Origin of the sequence: Shewanella sp. SR43-4, from assembly GCF_014163845.1 — a bacterium.
Taxonomy (GTDB): Bacteria; Pseudomonadota; Gammaproteobacteria; order Enterobacterales; family Shewanellaceae; genus Shewanella; species Shewanella vesiculosa.
The window spans coordinates 1-21,515 of sequence record NZ_JACJEB010000008.1; the positions used below are offsets into that span (position 1 = coordinate 1).

At 39.1% G+C, this 21,515-nt stretch carries 13 protein-coding genes; 10 read left to right on the top strand and 3 right to left on the bottom strand.

Translation table 11 applies throughout. The features are described from left to right. Positions 1-128: 128 nt before the first annotated feature. From H5123_RS10550 to H5123_RS10560, 3 genes are all read right to left on the bottom strand, one after another. On the bottom strand, positions 129-755 hold the full coding sequence (locus tag H5123_RS10550) for a hypothetical protein (protein WP_182697934.1): 627 nt from the start codon (positions 753-755) through the stop codon (positions 129-131). Between the two features lie 84 nt (positions 756-839). Continuing rightward, positions 840-1,139 (bottom strand): hypothetical protein, encoded by a 300-nt coding sequence (locus H5123_RS10555; protein ID WP_259395631.1) that lies wholly within the window; start codon positions 1,137-1,139, stop codon positions 840-842. A gap of 88 nt (positions 1,140-1,227) precedes the next feature. Beyond that, entirely contained in the window at positions 1,228-1,710 is a 483-nt protein-coding gene (locus H5123_RS10560) for a hypothetical protein (RefSeq protein WP_182697936.1), read from the bottom strand. 1,912 nt (positions 1,711-3,622) lie between these two features. Here H5123_RS10560 and hsdR point away from each other — a divergent pair. The 10 genes from hsdR (at position 3,623) to H5123_RS10610 (ending at position 21,266) form a co-directional block, all read left to right on the top strand. Continuing rightward, entirely contained in the window at positions 3,623-7,039 is a 3,417-nt protein-coding gene (gene hsdR, locus H5123_RS10565) for a type I restriction-modification system endonuclease (RefSeq protein ID WP_182697937.1), read from the top strand. Positions 7,040-7,092: 53 nt separating this feature from the next. Further along, positions 7,093-8,610: an N-6 DNA methylase gene (locus H5123_RS10570; protein WP_182697938.1), complete on the top strand. Its 1,518-nt coding sequence runs from the start codon at positions 7,093-7,095 to the stop codon at positions 8,608-8,610. Then, on the top strand, positions 8,607-10,331 hold the full coding sequence (locus H5123_RS10575; protein ID WP_182697939.1) for a restriction endonuclease subunit S: 1,725 nt from the start codon (positions 8,607-8,609) through the stop codon (positions 10,329-10,331). Before H5123_RS10570 ends, H5123_RS10575 begins: the two co-directional genes overlap by 4 nt. After that, positions 10,328-11,830, top strand: a complete 1,503-nt coding sequence (locus H5123_RS10580) for an AAA family ATPase (protein ID WP_182697940.1) — start codon at positions 10,328-10,330, stop codon at positions 11,828-11,830. The genes H5123_RS10575 and H5123_RS10580 overlap by 4 nt, the downstream gene beginning before the upstream one ends. After that, positions 11,830-12,897, top strand: coding sequence for a hypothetical protein (locus tag H5123_RS10585; RefSeq protein WP_182697941.1), 1,068 nt, complete (start codon positions 11,830-11,832; stop codon positions 12,895-12,897). The genes H5123_RS10580 and H5123_RS10585 overlap by 1 nt, the downstream gene beginning before the upstream one ends. 20 nt (positions 12,898-12,917) lie before the next feature. Then, the gene (locus H5123_RS20640; protein WP_182697942.1) at positions 12,918-15,653 is read left to right on the top strand and encodes an AAA family ATPase; all 2,736 of its coding nucleotides are present in this window, start codon (positions 12,918-12,920) and stop codon (positions 15,651-15,653) included. Then, the gene (locus H5123_RS10595; protein WP_182697943.1) at positions 15,634-16,947 is read left to right on the top strand and encodes an McrC family protein; all 1,314 of its coding nucleotides are present in this window, start codon (positions 15,634-15,636) and stop codon (positions 16,945-16,947) included. Before H5123_RS20640 ends, H5123_RS10595 begins: the two co-directional genes overlap by 20 nt. A 113-nt stretch (positions 16,948-17,060) precedes the next feature. Next, positions 17,061-19,778 (top strand): CHAT domain-containing protein, encoded by a 2,718-nt coding sequence (locus tag H5123_RS10600; protein WP_182697944.1) that lies wholly within the window; start codon positions 17,061-17,063, stop codon positions 19,776-19,778. Next, positions 19,768-20,697 carry a hypothetical protein gene (locus H5123_RS10605; protein ID WP_182697945.1) on the top strand — a complete coding sequence of 310 codons (930 nt, stop codon included), beginning with the start codon at positions 19,768-19,770 and terminating at the stop codon, positions 20,695-20,697. Before H5123_RS10600 ends, H5123_RS10605 begins: the two co-directional genes overlap by 11 nt. Then, positions 20,694-21,266 carry a hypothetical protein gene (locus tag H5123_RS10610; RefSeq protein WP_182697946.1) on the top strand — a complete coding sequence of 191 codons (573 nt, stop codon included), beginning with the start codon at positions 20,694-20,696 and terminating at the stop codon, positions 21,264-21,266. Before H5123_RS10605 ends, H5123_RS10610 begins: the two co-directional genes overlap by 4 nt. Positions 21,267-21,515: the final 249 nt, after the last annotated feature.

Below are 21,515 nucleotides of genomic sequence, written 5' to 3' on the forward strand. Positions count from 1 at the left end.
ACGATGATTTGACAGCTAAATGACAGACGAAGTAGATGAATTTGTTGATTGATTTTAATTTGACTGCAAAAGCAGTCAAATAAGTTAGGCTCGCCTATTGACTGGCGGAAGGCTCATATGTGTTAGCACTAAAACTCGACCTCAACTTTATCAAATTTTGATTCCTCTATCCGGGAAGTTGCTATTTGATCAGCTGTAAAGCCTAAGCTGCTTAACACTGGGAACACGGCTTTATTAGAGTTTAAGTCTCTAGCAAAGTTAAATCGTTCGCGATGCTCAAGAAGAAAATTTAACTCATGCAGCAACATGCAAGAAAGCTTAATAGTATTTTTTATTGATGAAACACAATATTCACCGTTCTCGGTGAATTCATTCAAATACAAGTCTGAATGACGCTCAATTTCACTTAGCTTAATTGGAATGCGTTTAATTGCCAGCCTTTGCTGCGATGTTAGCAACAAAGCCGATTTCTTATACAAGTCAACGAGTACACCCGAATTAATTCTTTTTGGCATAGGAACTGGAATCTGCCCTGCACCTGCAAGGTCAGGTTCCGATCTCAAATTTAACAGGAACTTAAAATTTGCAGCCAAATCCTCCGCAAGCTCAACATGGATATCTTCAAGCTCAATAAACACTTCCTTAAGACTTTCCTTCCGGAGGGTTTCAGCTTTCTTTTTCTCAATGGTTGGAATTAGGAGAACCGACGTCAGAACACCTAAAAAAAATATTCCAAATTTAACTACAAAGTCCATACGGTACCTTAGAGGTGCTAACGCTTTAAATATGGGGCGCGTGCTGTTTGCTCGTCCCAGCACAGCTTGCTGGGCAAACACAATTTACTTGTTAGTACGATATGCCGCACCAACGCCTAATGGGTCTATTTCAATCTGAGACGTAAACCTTACGTCTGCTATTTTAACTACACCGTGCTTAACAAACTGGGCGACTATTTCGAAAGCTTCAGAAGCTTTCACTTCAGTGACATTGATTGAACTTTGATATATCAGAACAATGTCGGATTGAATGGCTTCATTTAGGAGTTTACTAAACTTCCTTTCGTCCAGTTTTTCACTATCATTAAAAACCCGCACCCAATTACCCCGAGGCCCTATTCTGCCGTGTGATAGCTTGTGCATGAGTGTGATAATTTCTCGATTCGTCATTTATCGTACTAACGCTTCAAAGCAACAGCGCAGCTTTTTCGCGACTGATGCCTTTATAGTTTTACTCAATGTATTTTGATACAACACCACGTAGTTCCGAGAAGAAAAAAGCTCCCCAAAATGTAGTTTCTTTAAAGAAAATTGTTTCGTTCGAAGAAGCATCAAATACAACTGGAAACTCAAATATACTCCAATGTTTTGATGGTACTTGTGAAACAAATTGTTTAACTTCATCACTAACATCGTTTGCAATGATTATAGGAATAATCATATATCCAAATTGTAGTCCCCGTAAAAGAGGAACTCGATTTCGTTTCTTGCCAATCTTGAAACCAGCATTAAATAAATTTTTAAAATCCAAAATTGTTGGTGCATCAACAACTTGAATAATAATATGCTGCGATAAAATCACGAGACCTTTCCACGAAAAATAAGTTCGTGATGCAACAATATTTGCATTCGTATCATTCTGAAGCTCGACATCTACTGAAACTTTATATCCTGCGTTGGATAGTTTTTCTTTGATTAATTCCAATTTATTCAATTCATGACTCTACATTCACTAGATAGCTAACATTTTATTAGTGCGCATGCGCGTTTACCTCATTAGACCGGTGAAAACGCGCACAGTTAACTGATTGTATTACAAAGAAGTTACCAGCTTTTTATCAAATACACCATCAAGGAAAACGCGCATGCACGTTTTCCAAACCTATTAACTAATTTGGGGGAAGTATATGCAAATGATTTTAAAGGTTTTTGTTAATTTCAGGCTAGAAAATGCGCAAGCTAATGAGTTTGAAAATGCTCAAAACGACTTAGATTTGAATATAACTGTATGCCCATCCAATTCCGCTCACTCATGAAGAAGATCTACAGGCAGCGTTAATAGATAAGAATTTGTAGGGCAACTCGTTCGTCGATTTTCGATTCACTAAACAAGTGCTAGCAAGTTTCGGGGCATAAATGATTTGCATACCTTGCTCGCAATTGGTGTGATTCAACTCAGAACTTGAGGACGTTGAAGAAAATAGCGTGAAGCTCACATGGATGTGAGCTTAGCTTACGCGGTACAGGATGTACCATCGGAAGCGTTAGCATTTTCGAATAAGGCCGAAGCAGGTTTCAAATGAAGTTAAAAGCTGGATCAATCCCCATGGCGACCTTTTCGCAGCTGTTGTTTTGTAAATCGCGAAAATGTAGCGGGGCGGCTGGGAGTTCCAAGAGGGAATAGCCGTTGATTTCCTCTTGGTCTGGTGTGGGCGAAGCGCCACGACGTTAGTGGCCGCAGGCCATAGCCTAAACCTAGGGGAATAAATGAATTTGTCTGCTTAATTGAAAATGTATAAATTCAACTCTGAACTTGGGACGTTGAAGAAAATTACTTGAGCTGGGCCATGGACGGCCAGCTAGTTTTCGAGGGGAAGGGATGGCCTATCGGAAGCGTTAGCATTTTAACTCCTTATTACAAGATGGGCCGAAGCAGGTTTCAAATGAAGTTAAAAGCTGGTTCAATCCCCATGGCGACCTTTTCGCAGCTGTTGTTTTGTAAATCGCGAAAATGTTGCAGGGCGGCTGGGCCAATTCTTAAAAAAGAAAAAAGAGGGAACAGCCGTTGGTTTCCTCTTGGTCTGGTGTGGGCGAAGCGCCACGACGTTAGTGGCCGCAGGTCATAGCCTAACCAACGTAGGGGCATTTATGTGTTAGCTGATATGGACATTGCTATAAATGTTGATTAATCATGAGTTGAACATTTTATTGGCTGTCGCCACTTTGTCGCCATTAGACAAAGAAAAAGGGCTTAGCATTGCTGCTAAGCCCTTTCGATAATTGGTGGGGCGGCGTCACCTGAATTAGTGCTTTAATATATTGTTTATAAATGACTATTGTAATGTTGATTGTTGTTAGTGTTACTTCTGGTGTTACTAAAAATAATTTCCACGCTTACAACTAAAGTTATCTCTAGTTGAAATATTTACAAAATAAGCTCCGACCATATCCGCGCGAATCCAGCGCAAACCAGCACTGTTTTTTGTGAATCGAGTTCATCATAATTTTAAGCTCGCTCGAAGCCTATCGTAACCAGTAACTAAGTTAACTAACACTGGGTGTCATAAACAATGATTGCTCACTGAGCATTCAGTGAGTCATCAGTGATCACTCAATGTATGCTCATTACTACATCGACCGGTCAGTCTTGAGTGCTCAGTGATAAAATTATCTTGCCATTAATAGAGCTTGGTTTTTACTTACTAGGCTTCAAAGGGGCTTTAAAGGGGCTTCAAAGGGGCTTTAAAGGGCTTCAAAGGGCTAGAGTTAATAATCATAAACGTTTATCAACATTCTAGTTCTTAACTCTATGCTAGTTAAAGACTTTGTGGCAAACTCGAGTTTAAACTTTTATGAATTAATTGTTTGGGTTAAAAGTTGATAGTTATCTATGGAAGGGAGCACTGATGGGAAGCAATGTTAATAACTTCGATTTTCTCAAACATCACGACGAGTTATTATTTCGTTTAGCGCTAACAGCGGAGTCATGCTTCGCGCCAGATCCTAACACTACGCTATTAAAGATGCGTCAGTTAGGTGAAGAGTTAGCCAAGAACATTGCGGCTCGTGTAGGTGTTGAGTCTGGCAAAGATATCAAACAGATCGATTTACTCAAAAACCTTGATTACTCCTTAAGGCTTGATCAACGAATCAAAGATGCATTTCATACCATTAGAAAACTAGGCAATAACGCTAACCACGATATTACTTCAAATAGTCATAGAGATGCCTTGCAGTCTCTGCAAATTGGTTATGCTCTAAGTGTTTGGTACCACCAGCTTTATGGTGGAGAAAAAGCAAAAGGATTTAAGCCTGGGCCCTATATAAAACCCAAAGACCCTTCTGATGAAGTTCGAATGCTCGAAGAAAAAATGCTTGAGCTTGAACGCAAACAGCAACGGACGACAGAACGATTAGCTGTTGCTGAATCTATCAATCAATTAGCCACAGAAAAAGCAGAAGCCGAGCGGAAGCGCTCTGAGAAAATGCTTGCCGAAAGCAAAGTATGGGAAGAGGTTGCAACTGAACAAGAAGCGCAGCTAAACGAATATAGAGCGAAGATGGAAGCGGCTAATCAAGAGTTATTGATTAGCTTCCAGGCTAAAGATCAAAAAGATAAAACGAAAGAAATCACACGTATTGAGAAACTGCCATTTCATATGGATGAGGCAGAAACACGCATCATTATTGATAAGCAACTGAACGATGCAGGTTGGAAAGCCGACAGTGTTAACCTCAGATTCTCTAAGAATGTTCGCCCAGTACCTAATGAAAATCGTGCTATCGCCGAGTGGCCAACTGAATCTGGTCCAGCGGACTATGTGCTATTTATGGGCCTTACACCTGTCGCTGTTGTTGAAGCTAAAAAGACTGCTAAGAACGTCTATGGCTCGATAGATCAAGCAAAGCGCTATGCAAAAGGACTCAAACCCAAAAATGCATTTACTATTGATACCGTATGGGGCGAGTACAAAGTTCCGCTAACATTGGCAACTAATGGCAGACCTTACCTTAAGCAACTTGAGCAAGAAAGTGGCATTTGGTTTCTTGATGTAAGGGATAACGCCAATCGGCGTAAAGCATTAAAAGGTTGGTATACGCCAACAGAAATAAAATTATTGCTGAAGCAAACTCCACAGCAAGCCGAGCAAAAACTCAATGCCATGGATTTTAATTACGACCTCAAATTACGTGACTATCAAGTTGATGCAATTAAGGCCGTAGAGCAAACCATTAAAGATGGTGAAGATCGTGCTCTAGTGGCTATGGCAACGGGTACTGGTAAAACAAAAACCTGTATCGCGTTAGTATATCGTTTACTTAAATCCGAGCGTTTTAGGCGAATACTCTTTTTAGTTGACCGTTCAGCATTAGGTGAGCAAGCGGCTAATGACTTTAAAGAAGTGCGGTTAGAAAACTTGCAAACCTTTGCCGACACCTTCGAACTAATGGATTTAGATGATAAAAGACCTGATGACAGTACCAAGGTCCATGTAGCAACTGTTCAAGGTCTCGTGCAACGTATTTTATATCCGAGTGATAACGATATTAAACCGGGTGTTGGTCAGTACGATTGTATTGTAGTCGACGAATGTCATCGCGGTTACTTACTCGATAGAGAGCTGAGCGATACTGAAATTCTGTTTCGCGACCAAAAGGATTACCAATCAAAGTACCGCTCAGTCATAGATTATTTTGATGCATTTAAGATAGGTCTAACCGCAACGCCAGCACTTCACACCGTTGATATTTTTGGTGAGCCAGTATTTAGCTATAGCTACACCGAAGCCGTGCTCGATGGTCATTTAAATGACCATCTGCCGCCTATTCGCATTCATACTAAACTTTCAGAACAAGGCATACATTACGAAGTTAATGAGGAAGTTAAAGTATATGATGTCGAGAATAATGACATCAAAATTTATAACACCCCAGATGAACTCGATTTTGATGTGTCAGAGTTTAACAAAAAAGTTATTGCCCCTAGCTTTACCAAAGTCGTCACTAAATGGTTAATCGAAAGCGATGCTATTAACCCTTATTCAGAAGCTAAAACACTCATTTTTTGCGTAACGGATAAACATGCAGACGAAGTAGTAGAAGCGCTAAAACAAGCCTGTGAAGATTATCACGGTGAAGTTGAAGACGATGCTATTCAAAAAATCACTGGCGCAACAGATAAACCGCTAGAAAAAATCCGCTTATACAAAAACGACCGCCTCCCCAATATTGCTGTTACCGTTGATTTACTGACAACGGGTATTGATGTGCCCAAAATTTGTAATTTAGTCTTTTTACGTCGAGTGAACAGCCGTATCTTATTCGAGCAAATGTTAGGGCGTGCAACTAGGTTATGCCCTGACATTGGTAAAGGGCCATTTAAAATCTACGATGCGGTTGATATTTATAAGCAGCTAGAAAACGTCAATACCATGAAGCCGGTAGTCACTAATGTTGATATCAGCTTTACAGAGTTGGAGCGTGAAATGGCAGATGCTGCGAACGAAGATCTACAATCTCTGGCTAAAAATCAGTTTATCGCTAAGTTACAAGTAAAACGACGTCACCTTTCACCTGAACAACAAGATAAGTTTGAAACGCTGACTGGTCAGCCACCAGCTGAATTTATTAAAGACTTGAAAGCAATGCCTGTTGAAAAGATAGCCGAATGGTTTACTCGGCACCCTGGTCTAGGTGAGCTGCTAGACGAAAAAGTTAAAGGCGCTGGTGGCGGTAACACACAATATATTTCAGACCATGAAGATGAATTTACTAAAACCACCACTGGTTATGGCGATGGCCAAAAACCTGAGGATTATTTAAGCTCTTTTAACGACTTTGTTAATGCCAACAGCAATCGTATGCTCGCAATTCAAACAGTCGTGCAAGCGCCATGGGAATTAACCCGTCAAAGCTTAAAAGAACTGGCATTAGTGCTTGAACAAAACAAGTTTAGAGAACAAGATCTGCAGGTCGCTTGGAAAGAAGTGAAAAGTGAAGATATTGCCGCGCGTATCATCGGCTTTATTCGACAGGCCGCAATTGGTGAAGCGTTAATTCCATTTGAACAAAGAGTCGATCAAGCACTTAAGCGAATACTAGCAAGTCAAGAATGGAAAACACCGCAAATACAGTGGCTCAATACGATAGCCAAACAAATGAAGGCTACTACCATTGTTGACGAAGCCGCGCTAGACCAAGGTATATTTTTACACCAAGGCGGAACAAAGCGCGCGAACAAATTATTTGAACAACCCGTATCCAATGTACTACTCATGTTTAATAAGGCCCTTTGGCAAGCTGACATGAGTAAATCTGCATAAGTATATTTTTATAAGCAATTCATTTTAAACAATGAGCAAATTTAGGTAAAAACATGAGCACTCAAGATCTGGTCGCCAAACTATGGAACCTGTGTAACCTTCTTCGTGATGACGGCGTCACTTACCATGAATACATCAATGAACTGACCTATCTGGTCTTTCTTAAAATGGTAGAAGAAACTGGCCGAGAAGAGCATATTCCCGTTGGTTACCGTTGGGCTGATTTAGAAAACTACGATTCGGCCACTCGCCTTGAAGAATATAAAAAGCTGCTCATTCATTTAGGTACGCATGGTTCACAAATCACCAATGCAATTTATGCTAATGCCAGCACCGTTATCCGTAAACCTGCCACTTTAAGCAAGCTAGTCAGCGAGATAGATAAACTTGATTGGTACAGCGCTAAAACCGAAGGTTTGGGCGATATGTATGAAGGTTTACTAGAAATCAACGCAGGCGAGAAAAAGTCTGGTGCAGGTCAGTATTTTACGCCGCGTGTGCTCATCAATGCCATGGTCGAATTAATGAAGCCAAACCTTGATGACGTGATTGTTGACCCAACAGCAGGCACAGGCGGTTTCTTAATTAGTGCACACCACTACCTAAAAGAGCATCACGACGTACAAGCGTTAGAGCCTGACGCCTACGACAAATATCAACACAAAACCTTTTTCGGTATGGAATTAGTACCCGATACTCGCCGCCTAGCGATGATGAACTTGATGCTGCACGACTTAGCGGTTGACGATGAAAACTCCGGCATTTTATTTGGGGATACCTTATCTAATGAAGGTAAAGCACTGCCACCAGCAAGCCTCATATTAGCGAACCCCCCATTTGGTACTAAACAAGGTGGTGGTATTCCCACTCGTGATGACTTAATTACTTACACCAGTAACAAGCAGCTAGCGTTCTTGCACTTAATGTATTTACGTATGTTAAAGCCTGGTGGCCGTGCTGCTGTAGTGTTGCCTGACAATGTATTATTTGAAGGCTCGACGGGGCAAACTATCCGTAGGGACTTAATGGAAAAGTGTAATTTGCACACCATTTTGCGCTTACCGACAGGGATTTTTTATGCAGCCGGAGTAAAAACCAATGTGCTGTTTTTCTCCAAACCAAAGGACCCAAAACAAGACAAAGGTCAAACCAAGAATGTATGGGTGTATGACTTACGCTCGAACATGCCGCAATTTGGTAAACGAACGGTATTAACCGAAACCCATTTTGATGAGTTTTATCAAGCCGTGGGGAGTGATCTAACTCAAGTCGATGACGCAGCACGTCATGCCTTTATTAAAAATCATAAGCATGGCAGTGAAATTGGTAACGTTGATACCTGCCGCTTGCGCTGTTTTAGCCGCGAAGAAATCGCCAAAAAAGATGACTCGCTTGATTTAGCCTGGATCCGTGACGACAGCACTGAGGATAGTGCTAACCTGCCTGAGCCAGATGTATTGATTCATCAAGCCTTAGAAGAGATGGCTGGTGCCATGCATGAATTACAAGCCATTTTGGTTGAGCTTGGTTCTGCTGATGAATCAGATGAATCAGATGAGGTGATGCTGTGAGTGAGTTACCTAAAGGCTGGGTAAGTACTAAGTTCACAAAGGTATTAGATGTGAGTGGCGGAACTCAGCCACCTAAGAGTGAGTTCATCGCTGAGCCTAAAGAAGGATACATAAGATTATTACAAATAAGAGATTTTGGGAGCAAACCAGTACCTACATATATTCCAGATACTCATAAATTGAGAAAATGTACACAAGAAGATATTTTAATTGGACGATATGGTGCATCTATAGGCCGTATTTGTACTGGGATGGAAGGTGCATTCAATGTTGCTTTGGCGAAAGTTGTAACTCCAAAAGGAATAGATAGTAAATTCTTAAAATATTATTTGAAATCCGAATTATTTCAAAACCCCTTAGCGATGTTGTCTCGTTCTGCTCAGAATGGATTTAATAAAACGGATCTTTCAAATTTTGATTTTTGGCTCGCCCCACTAAACGAACAAATTCGCATCGCTGACAAACTCGATTCGATTTTAGCCAAAGTCGACCAAGCCCAAGCACGCCTTGAAAAAATCCCCGGCATCCTAAAGCGATTCCGCCAATCCGTTCTTGCCGCCGCCACGTCGGGTGAGTTGACTAAGGAGTGGCGTGGGAAAGATGAGAGTTTTGAAACGGAGATACCAGATTTTTTCATCCCAATTGAATGGAAATATTCAAATATTGAAGAGATTGGTGTTGTTAAGGGAGGCAAGAGACTCCCAAAGGGAGAAGAGCTAACAGAAGTTGATACCGGCCTTCCATATATAAGAGCAGGGCAATTAAAAAATGGAACCGTTATCCAAGGAGATAATGCCAGGAACAAACAAATGTTCCTACAGCCCGAAACTCAGGCGCAGATAAAAAGATATACAGTAAATGAAGGTGATGCGTATTTGACCATTGTAGGTGCATCTATTGGCGATGCGGGCATTATACCTAAAGCTCTACACTTAGCTAATTTGACAGAAAATGCTGCGAAAATTACTGATTTAAAAAGCTTGATTAACACTAGTTTTTTATCACTTTGGCTTAGAAGTGAAAAGTTGCAACAATTAATTCAATTAGAGATTAAATCCGGCGCTCAAGGAAAACTTGCATTAAAAAGAATAAATACTTTGCCCGTTCCACTACCACCTTTAGATGAACAAAAAGAAATTGTACGCCGTGTTGAGGTGTTATTTTCTTATGCGGCAAATGTTGAAGAAAACTATCAAGAAATGAAATCAAGGGTTGATCGCTTAACCCAATCTGTTCTTGCCAAAGCTTTTCGAGGCGAATTAGTGCAACAAGATTCAAATGATGAACCAGCGAGCGAATTACTGAAACGTATTAAGTCTTCAGAAGTTGAGAGCAAGCCAAAGAAAAAAACTTCACCCAAACGAAAAGCCGCTGCAACAACCACCAAAAAAAACGCTAAACAAGTTACTCCGAATCTATCCGAACAGTTTGAAGAAACATTTAATGTTGATTTGGATGCTGAAAAGCATGAAGTAACCGATAGTATGCGAACTCGTTATCAGTCTGAGATTAAAAAAGCACAAGATTCACTACTTGATGCAAAGTTCAGTGTTGAGCAATTTCGCTCAGTGACTGAATTTAAGGGTGATTACGAGTCTTTAAAGACGTTGATCATGAATTTGTTAAAAGGTATCCCTGGTATAAGTGAACCTATCCTAGAAATTGAGAGTTGGGACGAAAAAAACGGTGATTATTTGATGCGCTTGGTGGATCAAAAATGAAGCTTATCAGCCTACAGTTCCATGACCCAGCAAATTCATTACAGGCTTATGATTTTAACTTTGACAATGATCGTCACGAATCAAATGCGCTCGAGCCTCTGTGTTTTGTTGGATTAAATGGTTCTGGTAAGTCCAAATTGCTAGAAATAATAGCAAAGATTTTTTTTGAGCTGGATAAACTGTGGCGCAACACCAACAAAACGAAGCCTACAGTCAGTACAAATTTTCGTTTTGAGTATCATCTATTACCATCACGAAAATACAAAGAGGTAGTAATCGAAGGGCGTGTTGGTAAACCTCTGATAGTTAGGGCAGATGGTAATGTATTAGAATCGGAAGCTCTGGAGTCAGTGATGCCATCAAATATTGTTGGCTACTCATCAGGTCATAACGAGACGATTAGCACACTGTTTCACGAACTTCGCGAACGGGAGTTTAGCCGAGTGCTTAAGGAAGTTAATGAGGGGGATAAAGGCCGCAGGAAGCTTTCTCGCACATTGTTTCTTGACCGAGATTCGACCAAGCTACTTTTACTTACAGCGTATATTTTTTCTGGTAAAAATGGTCGCGATGGTCTTCCGAGTGTTCAGTCATCAAATAAATTATTAAAAACTTTTGCCGATTTTATCCGATTAAAGCAATTGACGTCGTTCCAAATAGTTATTGATACAGATTCAGGACGAATAATTCTTTCACAGCCTATGGAACAAGTGTTAGAAAGGCTAAAGCGATGCGCATTAATGGTCAACAGTAATGACAATGGTAAAGATCGAATTTATGAGATGGATTTCTTACTGTGTGAGCAAAGCAAAGGGGCATTTGTTAAAGAGTTTGGGACGGCTCAGGATTTCTTTGAGCAACTTTATGAGCTTTATAGTTTAAATTTAATTTCTAGTAGCAAGAACAAAATTCATCAAGTGTTTAGTATTCCTGAACGTGAATTGAAAGTATTAATTAATACCCCAGATGCAGAAACAGAATATTTGAATCTAAGTGATGGGGAGCATCAATTTATTCAAGTATTTACATCTTTAGCATATTTTGCAAAACAGGATTCTATTTTTTTGTTAGATGAACCTGAAAGCCATTTCAACCCTGCTTGGAGAGCCAAATTTGTCCTCGTAATGGAGGATTTGCTTACTGCCAAGCAAAAGAGTTCCGAGTTTTTAATATCAACCCATTCGCCATACCTTGTCTCAGCATGTAAAAGTAAAAACGTAACGATATTCAAAAGAGACAATGGAAAAATATTATGTACTCAACCCAAAAAAGAAACATATGGTGGTACTTTCGATAGCTTGCTAAGAGAATTATTTGAGGTAATCAGCCCAATTTCAGAACACTCAAAAGCGTCAATAGAAAAAATTATAAAATCTAAAGACGTTACAAAAATGAAGTTAGCTTTAGCATTTTTTGCTGAATCTCCAGATAAAAGAGATCTATACGAGGCTATTTTAAGGAGTGGCCACAATTTAGATTTGGGTGAGAGTAGCAAATAATGTTATATGCTTTAAAGGTTATTGATGACCACCCATGTTTTAAAATGCAGGATTTGTTAAATAATTTCTTCTATTACTATGTATTCGATATTGCTTTTAATAATGATATTTTTCCCAATAATTTTTCAACAAAATATATCAATGGGAATGGGAAGTATTTTAAACAATCATTAGAAAATACAAGACTAGACTTACCTGTGCTGAAAAGTAAGAAACGTCAATTATACAGTCAATTCATTAATAACAATTCGATTGAAGCTCTATGCTTGGAGAAAACTTTTATACCAGAAGACAATATGTCATGGAGTAAAGGACAAGGTAAGAGGCTAAATGATTTTATGCTTAACTGTTATGAAACCAAATTAGATCTATCGCCTTTCAGAAGACCTGGGTGTAAGGAAGATCCCACACATAGATTCTATGCTGATTTCATAGATATAAATGGTAGTGTATGTCCTTTTTGTGGCTTAAATTCTTATAAAAACAAGTTTGGTTCTCGTAGGGAAGACCTTGACCATTACCTGTTTAAAGGAAGGTATCCATTAGCCGCTGTTAATATGTGGAATCTAATTCCGACATGTTCTGAATGTAATCAAGTTTATAAAAGAACATTAGATATTTTATATGATGGCATTATACGTAAAGAAGCTTTTTATCCTTACGGAAAAGTAGGTGGTATTAGCCTAAAGATAAGCCTTAACATTGCTTCTGATAATAAAAAACCTAATTCTTGGCAGGTAATAATTAAGCCTAGGTTTTTGGAGGATAAAGAAAAGGTTGATAATTGGATTCGTGTTTACGGTATAACAAAAAGGTATATGAACGCACTTGCACAAGATCATGATAATTGGATTCAAATTGCATTAACAGAAAGAAAAACAAAGTTTAACAGCATTCTATGTTTTAGGAAATTTATGTTATCAAGAGCGAGAAATGAACGAAAATACTATATTAATAAGTTGGCGCCTACATCTTTTTTAAAACAATCATTTTTTGTATTTGTTGCTCGTTCAGCTGATGATGTATTTATAAAAAAATATATGATCCCATTTAATGCTGGTTTATAAAGTGAGAGGGAATGTACAACATGGCTATTTATTGTGGTAATGAAAATTCTACCCCCTTAATCACCGTTGCAAATGATTTTCAGGCCCAATGTTTAATTGCTGGCAGTTCATTACTGACGGGGAAACCAATTTGGAATCTTAAAAACATCGATGAACTAATAAAGTATTTCGTTGATAATTTAGATGAAGGTGAAGGCGACTTTTTCTCTAAGTTAGAAACTCAGCTGAAACAAGCTTCTGCCGAAGCCAAGATGTTATTAGCAGAAATGCTATGGTTCATGTCGCTATGCCCTAGTAGTGTTGGGCCTTCTTCTAAGCGAGATACCGTAGAACGTGTATTTGCCTTTTCTGGCAAAAAACTAGCTGATAGTGTTCCTGTGGAAGTTCAAAAAGAATATCTTTCTGATGAAGTACTAACTGGCATAGGTAAAACGGGGGCGGCATATAACACTGGTCGTTGGCGTGAATTAGTTTATTTTATTCGGTTATTGACTGAACTGTTTAAATTAAGTACCAGTGAGCGTTCAACCTTACTTGCCAATCGTGAAGCATTTTCAACTTGGTTAGAGCTTATTCCTGAAAACAGTCAACGACAGTTCCGCCATATGGTCTTGTATTTGTTCTATCCAGACTCGCAAGAGCGCATTTTTGGTGGTGGCCATCGCCAATCACTGCTCACTAAATTTGCCAACATCAGCGCTTCACAATTTAAAAAAATGCCAGCACATGATGTTGATAATCAATTATTAGATATTCGCAGAAAATTTGAGCAAGAGTATGGCACTCAAGAACTTGATTACTATGTTGAGCCGCTTAAATCTCGTTGGGATCGTGAGAATGTTTCAACCAATATTGCTGAGCAAAATGCTGAATATGAGAGTAAGGATAAAACTATGGCGTCCAACAATAATAACACTAGTTTAAATCAAATCCTTTATGGTCCGCCTGGTACAGGGAAAACCTACAATACGATTAATCGTGCATTACAAATCGTAGCTCCGGAGTTCTACCGTTCGAATAAAGATAACAGAGTTGAGCTCAAGACACATTTCGATGATCTAGTTGCTAAGAACCGTATTGGTTTTGTCACCTTCCACCAGAGCTTTAGTTATGAAGATTTCGTCGAAGGGCTAAGAGCCAATAGTGATGAAGCAGGTCAGATTAGCTATGATCTTGAGGATGGTATTTTCAAACGGATGTGTGCCGCTGCAAATGCTAAACCTATAATGAATAAACCTCAACGTCGAGTTGATGTATCTGGACGCAAAGTTTGGAAGATGTCTTTAGGTGATACTCTTGGTAATGAGGCATATATTTATGAGCAATGTCTTGAAAATAATTATGTGTTGCTTGGCTACGGCTACAATGTTGATTTTAGTGCTTCAAAAGACAGAAAAGGCGTGATTGAGGCCTATAAATTCAACGGTATTAAGATAGAAAAAGAGAGTGACGACTACAGAGTTACATCAGTTCAAAACTTTAAAAATGTTATGTCTATTGGTGATTTAATAGTTATTTCTGATGGTAATCGAAAATTCAGAGCGATTGCAGAAGTGACTGGTGATTATCAATATGATCCTACAGTTATTGAAGACGAAAGGTATTCTCAGGTGCGCAATGTTATTTGGCACCGCGTATACGAACCATCTTTACCTGTAGATGAGTTGTTTAATAAGAACTTATCACAGCAAACTATTTACAGATTAAAGCCACCTACTATTGATAACGAAAAATTTCAGACACTATTATCTCTTGATGATGAAGACCAAACCATCAGAAGTGGTTCGAACATAGCCAGTTACAAAGTACGCTCTATAACAAAAGAGTTAATTAACCTGGAAAGACCTAATGGTGTTTTATTACCAATAGCTCGGAGTATTGTTGATGAATTGGTTATGTTGGTCAATACAGGTGTTATTACTCTAGAAGATATCAAGAGCAAACAGATGTTTGAAAAAACGAACTCAAAGTTAGATAAGAATTTTATCAACTCTAATAGTAACGTCTTTTCACCATTGATTGAGCAAGTGGTTAGATATGGTATAGAGCTTAATAATGAAGCGAATCTTAGCAAGGCAAGAGTGTTGATCATAGATGAAATTAATCGTGGCAATATTTCAAATATTTTCGGTGAGTTGATTACGCTGATTGAACCAAGTAAACGTGCTGGTGGCGTTGAGTCGCTGACAGTCAAATTACCTTACTCCAAAGAACCGTTTTCAGTCCCTTCAAATCTTCATATCATCGGCACAATGAACACCGCTGATAAATCATTGGCTCAAGTGGATATTGCGCTGCGTCGTCGTTTTGAGTTTGTTGAGATGATGCCTAAGCATGAGTTACTTGAGGGGATTGATGTTGAAGGGGTAAATATAGCTAAGTTGCTTGATACCATCAATCAGCGCATTGAGCTGCTATATGATCGAGAGCATACCATCGGTCACAGTTTCTTCTTACCTTTAGAATCAGATCCAACTATTGGTCGCTTAGCCCGTATTTTTGAACTAGAGATATTGCCTTTGCTAGAGGAGTATTTCTTCGACGATTGGGAGCGTGTTGGGCAAGTGCTTGGTGATCATTTTAAGAAGGCTAATCCAGAATTAAAGTTTATCGCAGAAAAGTTTACAGACGCTTCTGTACTGAGATTGATGGGCAGTGACTGGGCACAAGACAGTATTCGCCCATACAAACGCAATATGGCTGCATTTACTAACCCTGAAGCGTACATAGGCATTTATGACTCGCCTCAAAAGTAGTGATATTACCGTTAGGGAGTTTGCTCTTTTAACTAATGAGGGCGATGACAAGAGTGTGGATTGTCACTCAATACCCAAGTCTGCGTTTGAGTGGCTGCTTGCTAATGGAGTGAGTAGCGGTGAAAAGCAGCGGGAGCTAGTTAAGGTTAAACGTTACGGTAAATCAATTGCGTTGCAGGTGGTGAATTTTGTTGGTGTGCTTGAAACGCCATGTAGAACCCGCATAGAGATTTTACCTAAGACAACGACAGATGAATGCAAGCCTGAAATAGCGCGTAAAATTTTGCTTAAAATGTTGGCTAGTGTAGATAAACTTAAATTAGAGGAGTTTCAACAGTCACATTTACAGTTATTAAAACAACCGATCTATGAGGTGTTGATTGCTTACTTTTTAAAGTCTGTCGCTAAGCTGATAAAGCAAGGTATAAGAAGTGAGTACCAGCGCGTGGAACGTGAGTCCTCATTTCTAAAAGGCCAGTTACTGGTTGCTAAACAGCTAAGACAGCGACCTGGACGTCAGCATTACTTTCAAGTGTCTCACGACATATATCACGCGAATCGCGCTGAAAACCGTTTATTGCATTCATCATTGAAACAAGTTTTTAAGTGGGCTAGAACGAGTGCAAATCAACGTCTGGCAAGGGAGCTACTATTCGTATTTAGCGACATTGAAGAGTCTGTAGATTTTGCGCATGACTTTAGGCTTTGGACAGATAACAGAAGTCTTGCACATTATCGGCCCCTTAAACCTTGGTGTGAGCTGATTTTGAGCTATCAATCACCAGTTGCGATGGTTGGAAATAATAATGGCTTATCTTTTTTATTTCCGATGGAACAATTGTTTGAGCGCTATGTAGCCAAGCAGCTAAAACGTCAGTTACCTATACATTTAAAGTTAAGAGAGCAGGTGTCTAGCCACTGCTTAACCCACCATAACGGCAATGATTGGTTTAGGCTAAAACCTGACATTGTGGTTTATGATAAATCAAAAGTGGTCACTGTGATGGATACCAAGTGGAAGTTGCTTGATGCTTCACTTAAGACCACAGAGCATAAGTACAATTTGAATCAATCAGATATGTACCAATTGTTTGCTTATGGTGAGAAGTACCTTAAAGGCCAGGGTGATCTGTACTTGATTTATCCCAAACACACTGGTTTTACTGAGCCTCTAGCAAACTTTGAATTCAAACCAGAGCTGAGGCTGCATGTTGTGCCTTATGATCTTGAAACAGACCTTTGTTATTTGCCTGAGTTTGATTTGAGTTATTCACTCCCAAATAAGGCCTGTTAAACAGCTTTAAATATTTAGAAAGGATAATTATCCATGGTTGGATTAGGTGATATAGAAGCCCATGGCAAAGTGGGTGTTGTTTATGTTGTTTATGTTGTTAAGGTAAATTAAAAATGGATGTTAAAGCTCAAATGGATTTTGCTAATTATGCTCGATTACAAAACGAAGTAACTACCAAAAATGTAAAACCAAATTATCACAAATACAATACCGAAGGCAGAAGGCTTACGGATTATGATGACAAGGATTCATTGAAAAACGCGTTACGGTGCTTTGAAAAGGCTTTGGCGTTAGCCTCTAAAAATGAATATACCAAAGCTTCTGCATGCCATGAGTTAGGAGTGTTTTATTTTACTCATTTTGCGCACTTACCTGGTGCACCTCATTCAAATTTAAATAAAGCCGTTTCATTCTTTTCACGTGCAATCGAAAGCAAGCAACGACAACAATTTCCAGATAAACATGCATCAAGTTTGTCGCAGTTAGGGGCAACATATCGAAGGGCAGCCAATGAGCATTTATTTCCCTTAAGTCGGCAGGATTGTCTAATAAAGTCTCAGCAGTTTCATGAGTCTGCAATAAGGATGTTAGAGGGAAATATTCCGATATTTACTCGATTAAATCAGCTTTCTATCGCCTATTTCAATTTAGCTGCAACTCTACTCGATGCCGAAAAAGTTGCTGAAACTTGTGATGCTCAAGCTAAAGCGTTTCAGTGTTTTATTGACGCTATTGAGTGGGCTCAGTCAAATGTACCTTATCTTGGTTTAGAGGATTTAATGTCCTTGAAACCTCATCAAATATTGCCTCTTACTTTTACGCGATTGAGTCACTTTTCCAACAATGTGGAACACAAACAGCTCTGTCATTTTATTGGAGAAATAGCACCGTCGTTTGGTCTAGATCCTTTAGATTTTATGAGGGTAAATCCTTATGCAGATCTATCAAATCCTATCGTTGAAATTCAGCAGCTAGTAAAAGAGGCAGAGAGAAACAGCACTGCTGCTAATATTGAAAAGTTATCAACTAAAATTGACTCATTAATGGTGAGTAGACAGTCTACAGAGACGGACCAAGAGTCTGATAGGGTTAGTGTGCTAATTCAACAGGCAAATTCAGGTTTAGCTCGTATATTAGTAAAAAAAGAAGACTATTTACGAGCATTTATAACGCTAGAAAATACTAGCGGGATGCGTTTTTGTGAAAGTGCGAGTTTGTGTTGGCTTCACCCTAAAAATCCTGTCGCTCAAGTGTTACTAGATACGCTAAGAAAATTGGGTAGTACGTACTATGGCTTGAATGAACTTGCACTTATGTCTAGTTTCGTGGACAAGGATAAATTACATCAATATCTTACAGAGAGTGCGAAGTTACTTAAATCACAAGCTCCCTTAAAAATAACCAATATTGATGAACATGTATTTGATGGTAATCAATATGCAAGTATCGTCGACATAGCGAGTCGAGCTAGTGATCCAGTCAGTTATTTAACACAACAAGCCAATTTGTGCTTGATAGATTTCAAAACGTTAGGTGAATATACTGACAGGTTAGATCCCGATTACTTCAGCGCGAGGCAACGAACTTATCAAATTACCTTTGATAATCTAAAAAAGGCCGTTCATGCTCATCCCGAGCTAGTACTCGTTAAGATAGACATTGAAGATCACTATGACGATGCTTTGATTATCGTTGTTTATCTGCAAAATAACGAAATAATTGCTAACGGTTATTCTTTCAACTTACCTAAAAATCTTATCAATAATGTTGCTGCGTTTGTTGCTAATAACAAAGAAGCTAGTACAAATTGGGATTTAGACTTTGTCGATTGGGAAAGAATACTTCCAACTCACTTAAGCAAAGTTTCGCTGCTACCTTCATTTTTTGCTTCGCATATACCTTGGATAGCAACAGGTAAAGTAGGTGAAAAACTTTATCAATTAGCAAGTGAGATCAATTGGCTACCTTCACTGATGTATTTATATGAACAAGTTAAATATTCAGATGAAAAAAGCCTGCGTACTAGCATATGTGGTGGAGACACGTTATTTGAAAAACTCGCTGAGCAAGCCTATCCAGACGTTATTGTTAATCAATCTATGGATGATGTTGTTAATCAATTAACCCACTCAAGTGTTTTTAGCTTCTATGGACACTGTGAACATAAACTGCCGGATAGACCTTCATTATTATTCAAAGACTTTGTTATTCGAGACGTCGAGATGCGTCTTGGTGCGCGGGGAGCAGAGCGGATCGAGTTGTGGGCGTGTCAAAGTGGTTCGAATATTCCTCTACATTTTTTGCCTAGCCAGGTGAATGAAGCCTTTGGTATGGATATGAGGATGTTAGAGTGTGGTGCTAAAACCGCTATAGGTTCTCTGTGGGCTGTTCCTGAGTTAGTTACGGCACACATAAAAGCAAAATACGATAAGCTTGTTATAAGCGGTTTAGGGGCATCTGAAGCACTGCTTAGTGCTCAACGTTGGTGGGTTGAAAGAGGTGCAGATGACGAGTTAAGTAGAATCACTACCATTGGTGAACAAGAGTACCTAAGGACACTTGGTTGCCATTATACAAAAAAACAAGCGTTGGAAGCGCTTATGGGGCCCGTACTTGCGAGTAGTGCTAATAAATCCAAGTTTGATATAAGCGTTTTAGAGGATTCATTTAAGCATCCTTCAGCATGGTCAGGCATGCGTTTTTGTGGCTTAAGCGAGCAGCAAAATGTTTTTATTCCTAGAGTAGAGCTGTCATCAGCTCAACTACAGCAATTGAATACTTTAATTTTACAAATGGATTTACAGGCAGGCTTTGTAAAAAATGCGAGATAGCGTCTTACCCATTACTGATTGGTCTTTTATTGGACGGCAAAAGTATGTTGATAGAAATCGACAAGTTATAGAGTTGGTTATTGAACAGGCGCTAGAAAACTTTGATGAGAGATCCATCTCTTTGGCATTTAAAAATCAAGCCAGCGCAGTCTCCCAGATTATAGGTTTATTTTTGTTAAGCCCGTTTAGCGTTGATCGTTTACCTAGCGGTATCGCCAAAGATATAAAGCTGTTCAGTCAGTTGGCATTCTGGGTCCGATTCAAAACAGCTGGGAATGTCCATACTGGGGGTGGGGTTTATAAGCAGGTTTTAGTTGAAAGCGAGCATGAACTGTCAGAATCTAAAGTCGCCGATATCGATTTGCATGTGCAAAAATTGGCAAAAAATCTTAAAAAATTCAATCGACATGTCGCTCCAGACTTGATTGGTTATTGGTTGCTAGCTAATAAAAAGCTGTTAAGAGAATTATCTTCATTTGAAGGTGACTCAGAAGTAGTAGAAATAGAAAACGAGGTGTCAGCCCCTCAAACAACCCGTTATAAGGTAGATGCTTCTTTTAGATACTTGTATCTGTTCCTCAATGTTGCTGAGCATTTAGAGTCTGTGGAACGCTATGAGAATAAATATTTTGTGAAAGGCCTTAATCGTCCTCAATATGTCGCAGGTCAATCAGAAACTCATCAAACTAAGCATCAAGTTAGGCAGACAATTAAACAAATAATCAATCGATTTCATGAAGTATTTACTGAGACTGGTGATAATGATGTTCTTACTCGTTCATTGTTCAAAGCTATTGCAAAAAGTGCTGTGCTTGATGTGTATGAAATAAATAAGAATGATCCATATTATTCTTATTACACCCAAAAACTAAAACAACTAAAAGCTAAGCCATCTACATTATTGGAGCAAGTATCATGACACTTGATAAGTTATCGCTTGATGAAATGGTCCAAGGTGTAGAAAGTACTGATGAACACTGGGTTAAGCTTTTACAGCATCCAGACACAGAAAGGGTTTGGACTGAAGCTGTTAAGCGTCGGGAAAGTTTGAATGCGTTTTGCCGTCTAGCGGCTAAATGGCCTGCGATAGTTCATCAATATAAAAAATTAAAATCCTTTACTAAAAAAAGCACCAATGCCCCAAAAATTATTCTTTTTAGTCCTAGCTACCAACCATTTAGTGCTGCTTTGAGTAGTACGTCAGATGAAGAACAAGCCTTTTCAATTGAGGTTAAATGGGGGGAACACCAGATAGTGGAGCTAGATAAAGATATTCTCATTAACTTCAATGCGGACAGAGATATTAATGTTTATTATTCTTTTATTGGTGGTGATGGGGTCATTGGTATAGATGACTCGTGGGCCTTTAAGCTTGGCGAAGGTGCTGTATTGCTCACTTTTGTTGAGGGTGAGTGTTTAAGCAATGATTTTGAATCTATTTTAAACCATGCAAAATCAGTTGGGAGTGTAGTACTGCTACCGTCATAAATAAAAAGCGAAAAAAAGTAAACTCACCAGCGTATAGAAGCACCCATAACAAAAAGGTGCTTCAAAATGTTAACATTACAATATGCTTTACCCTTCACTGAAGAGTCTACTCGAGCGAATACGCCTCCATCACTAATGTGCCGTATTAACTCTAGAGTTTGGCAAAGTCTATCTTCCAATCAACAGGTTCAAACTATAAACCTGATAAATGAGATTGCATCAGGTAAACCTTATCCGTTTTTAGGCGGT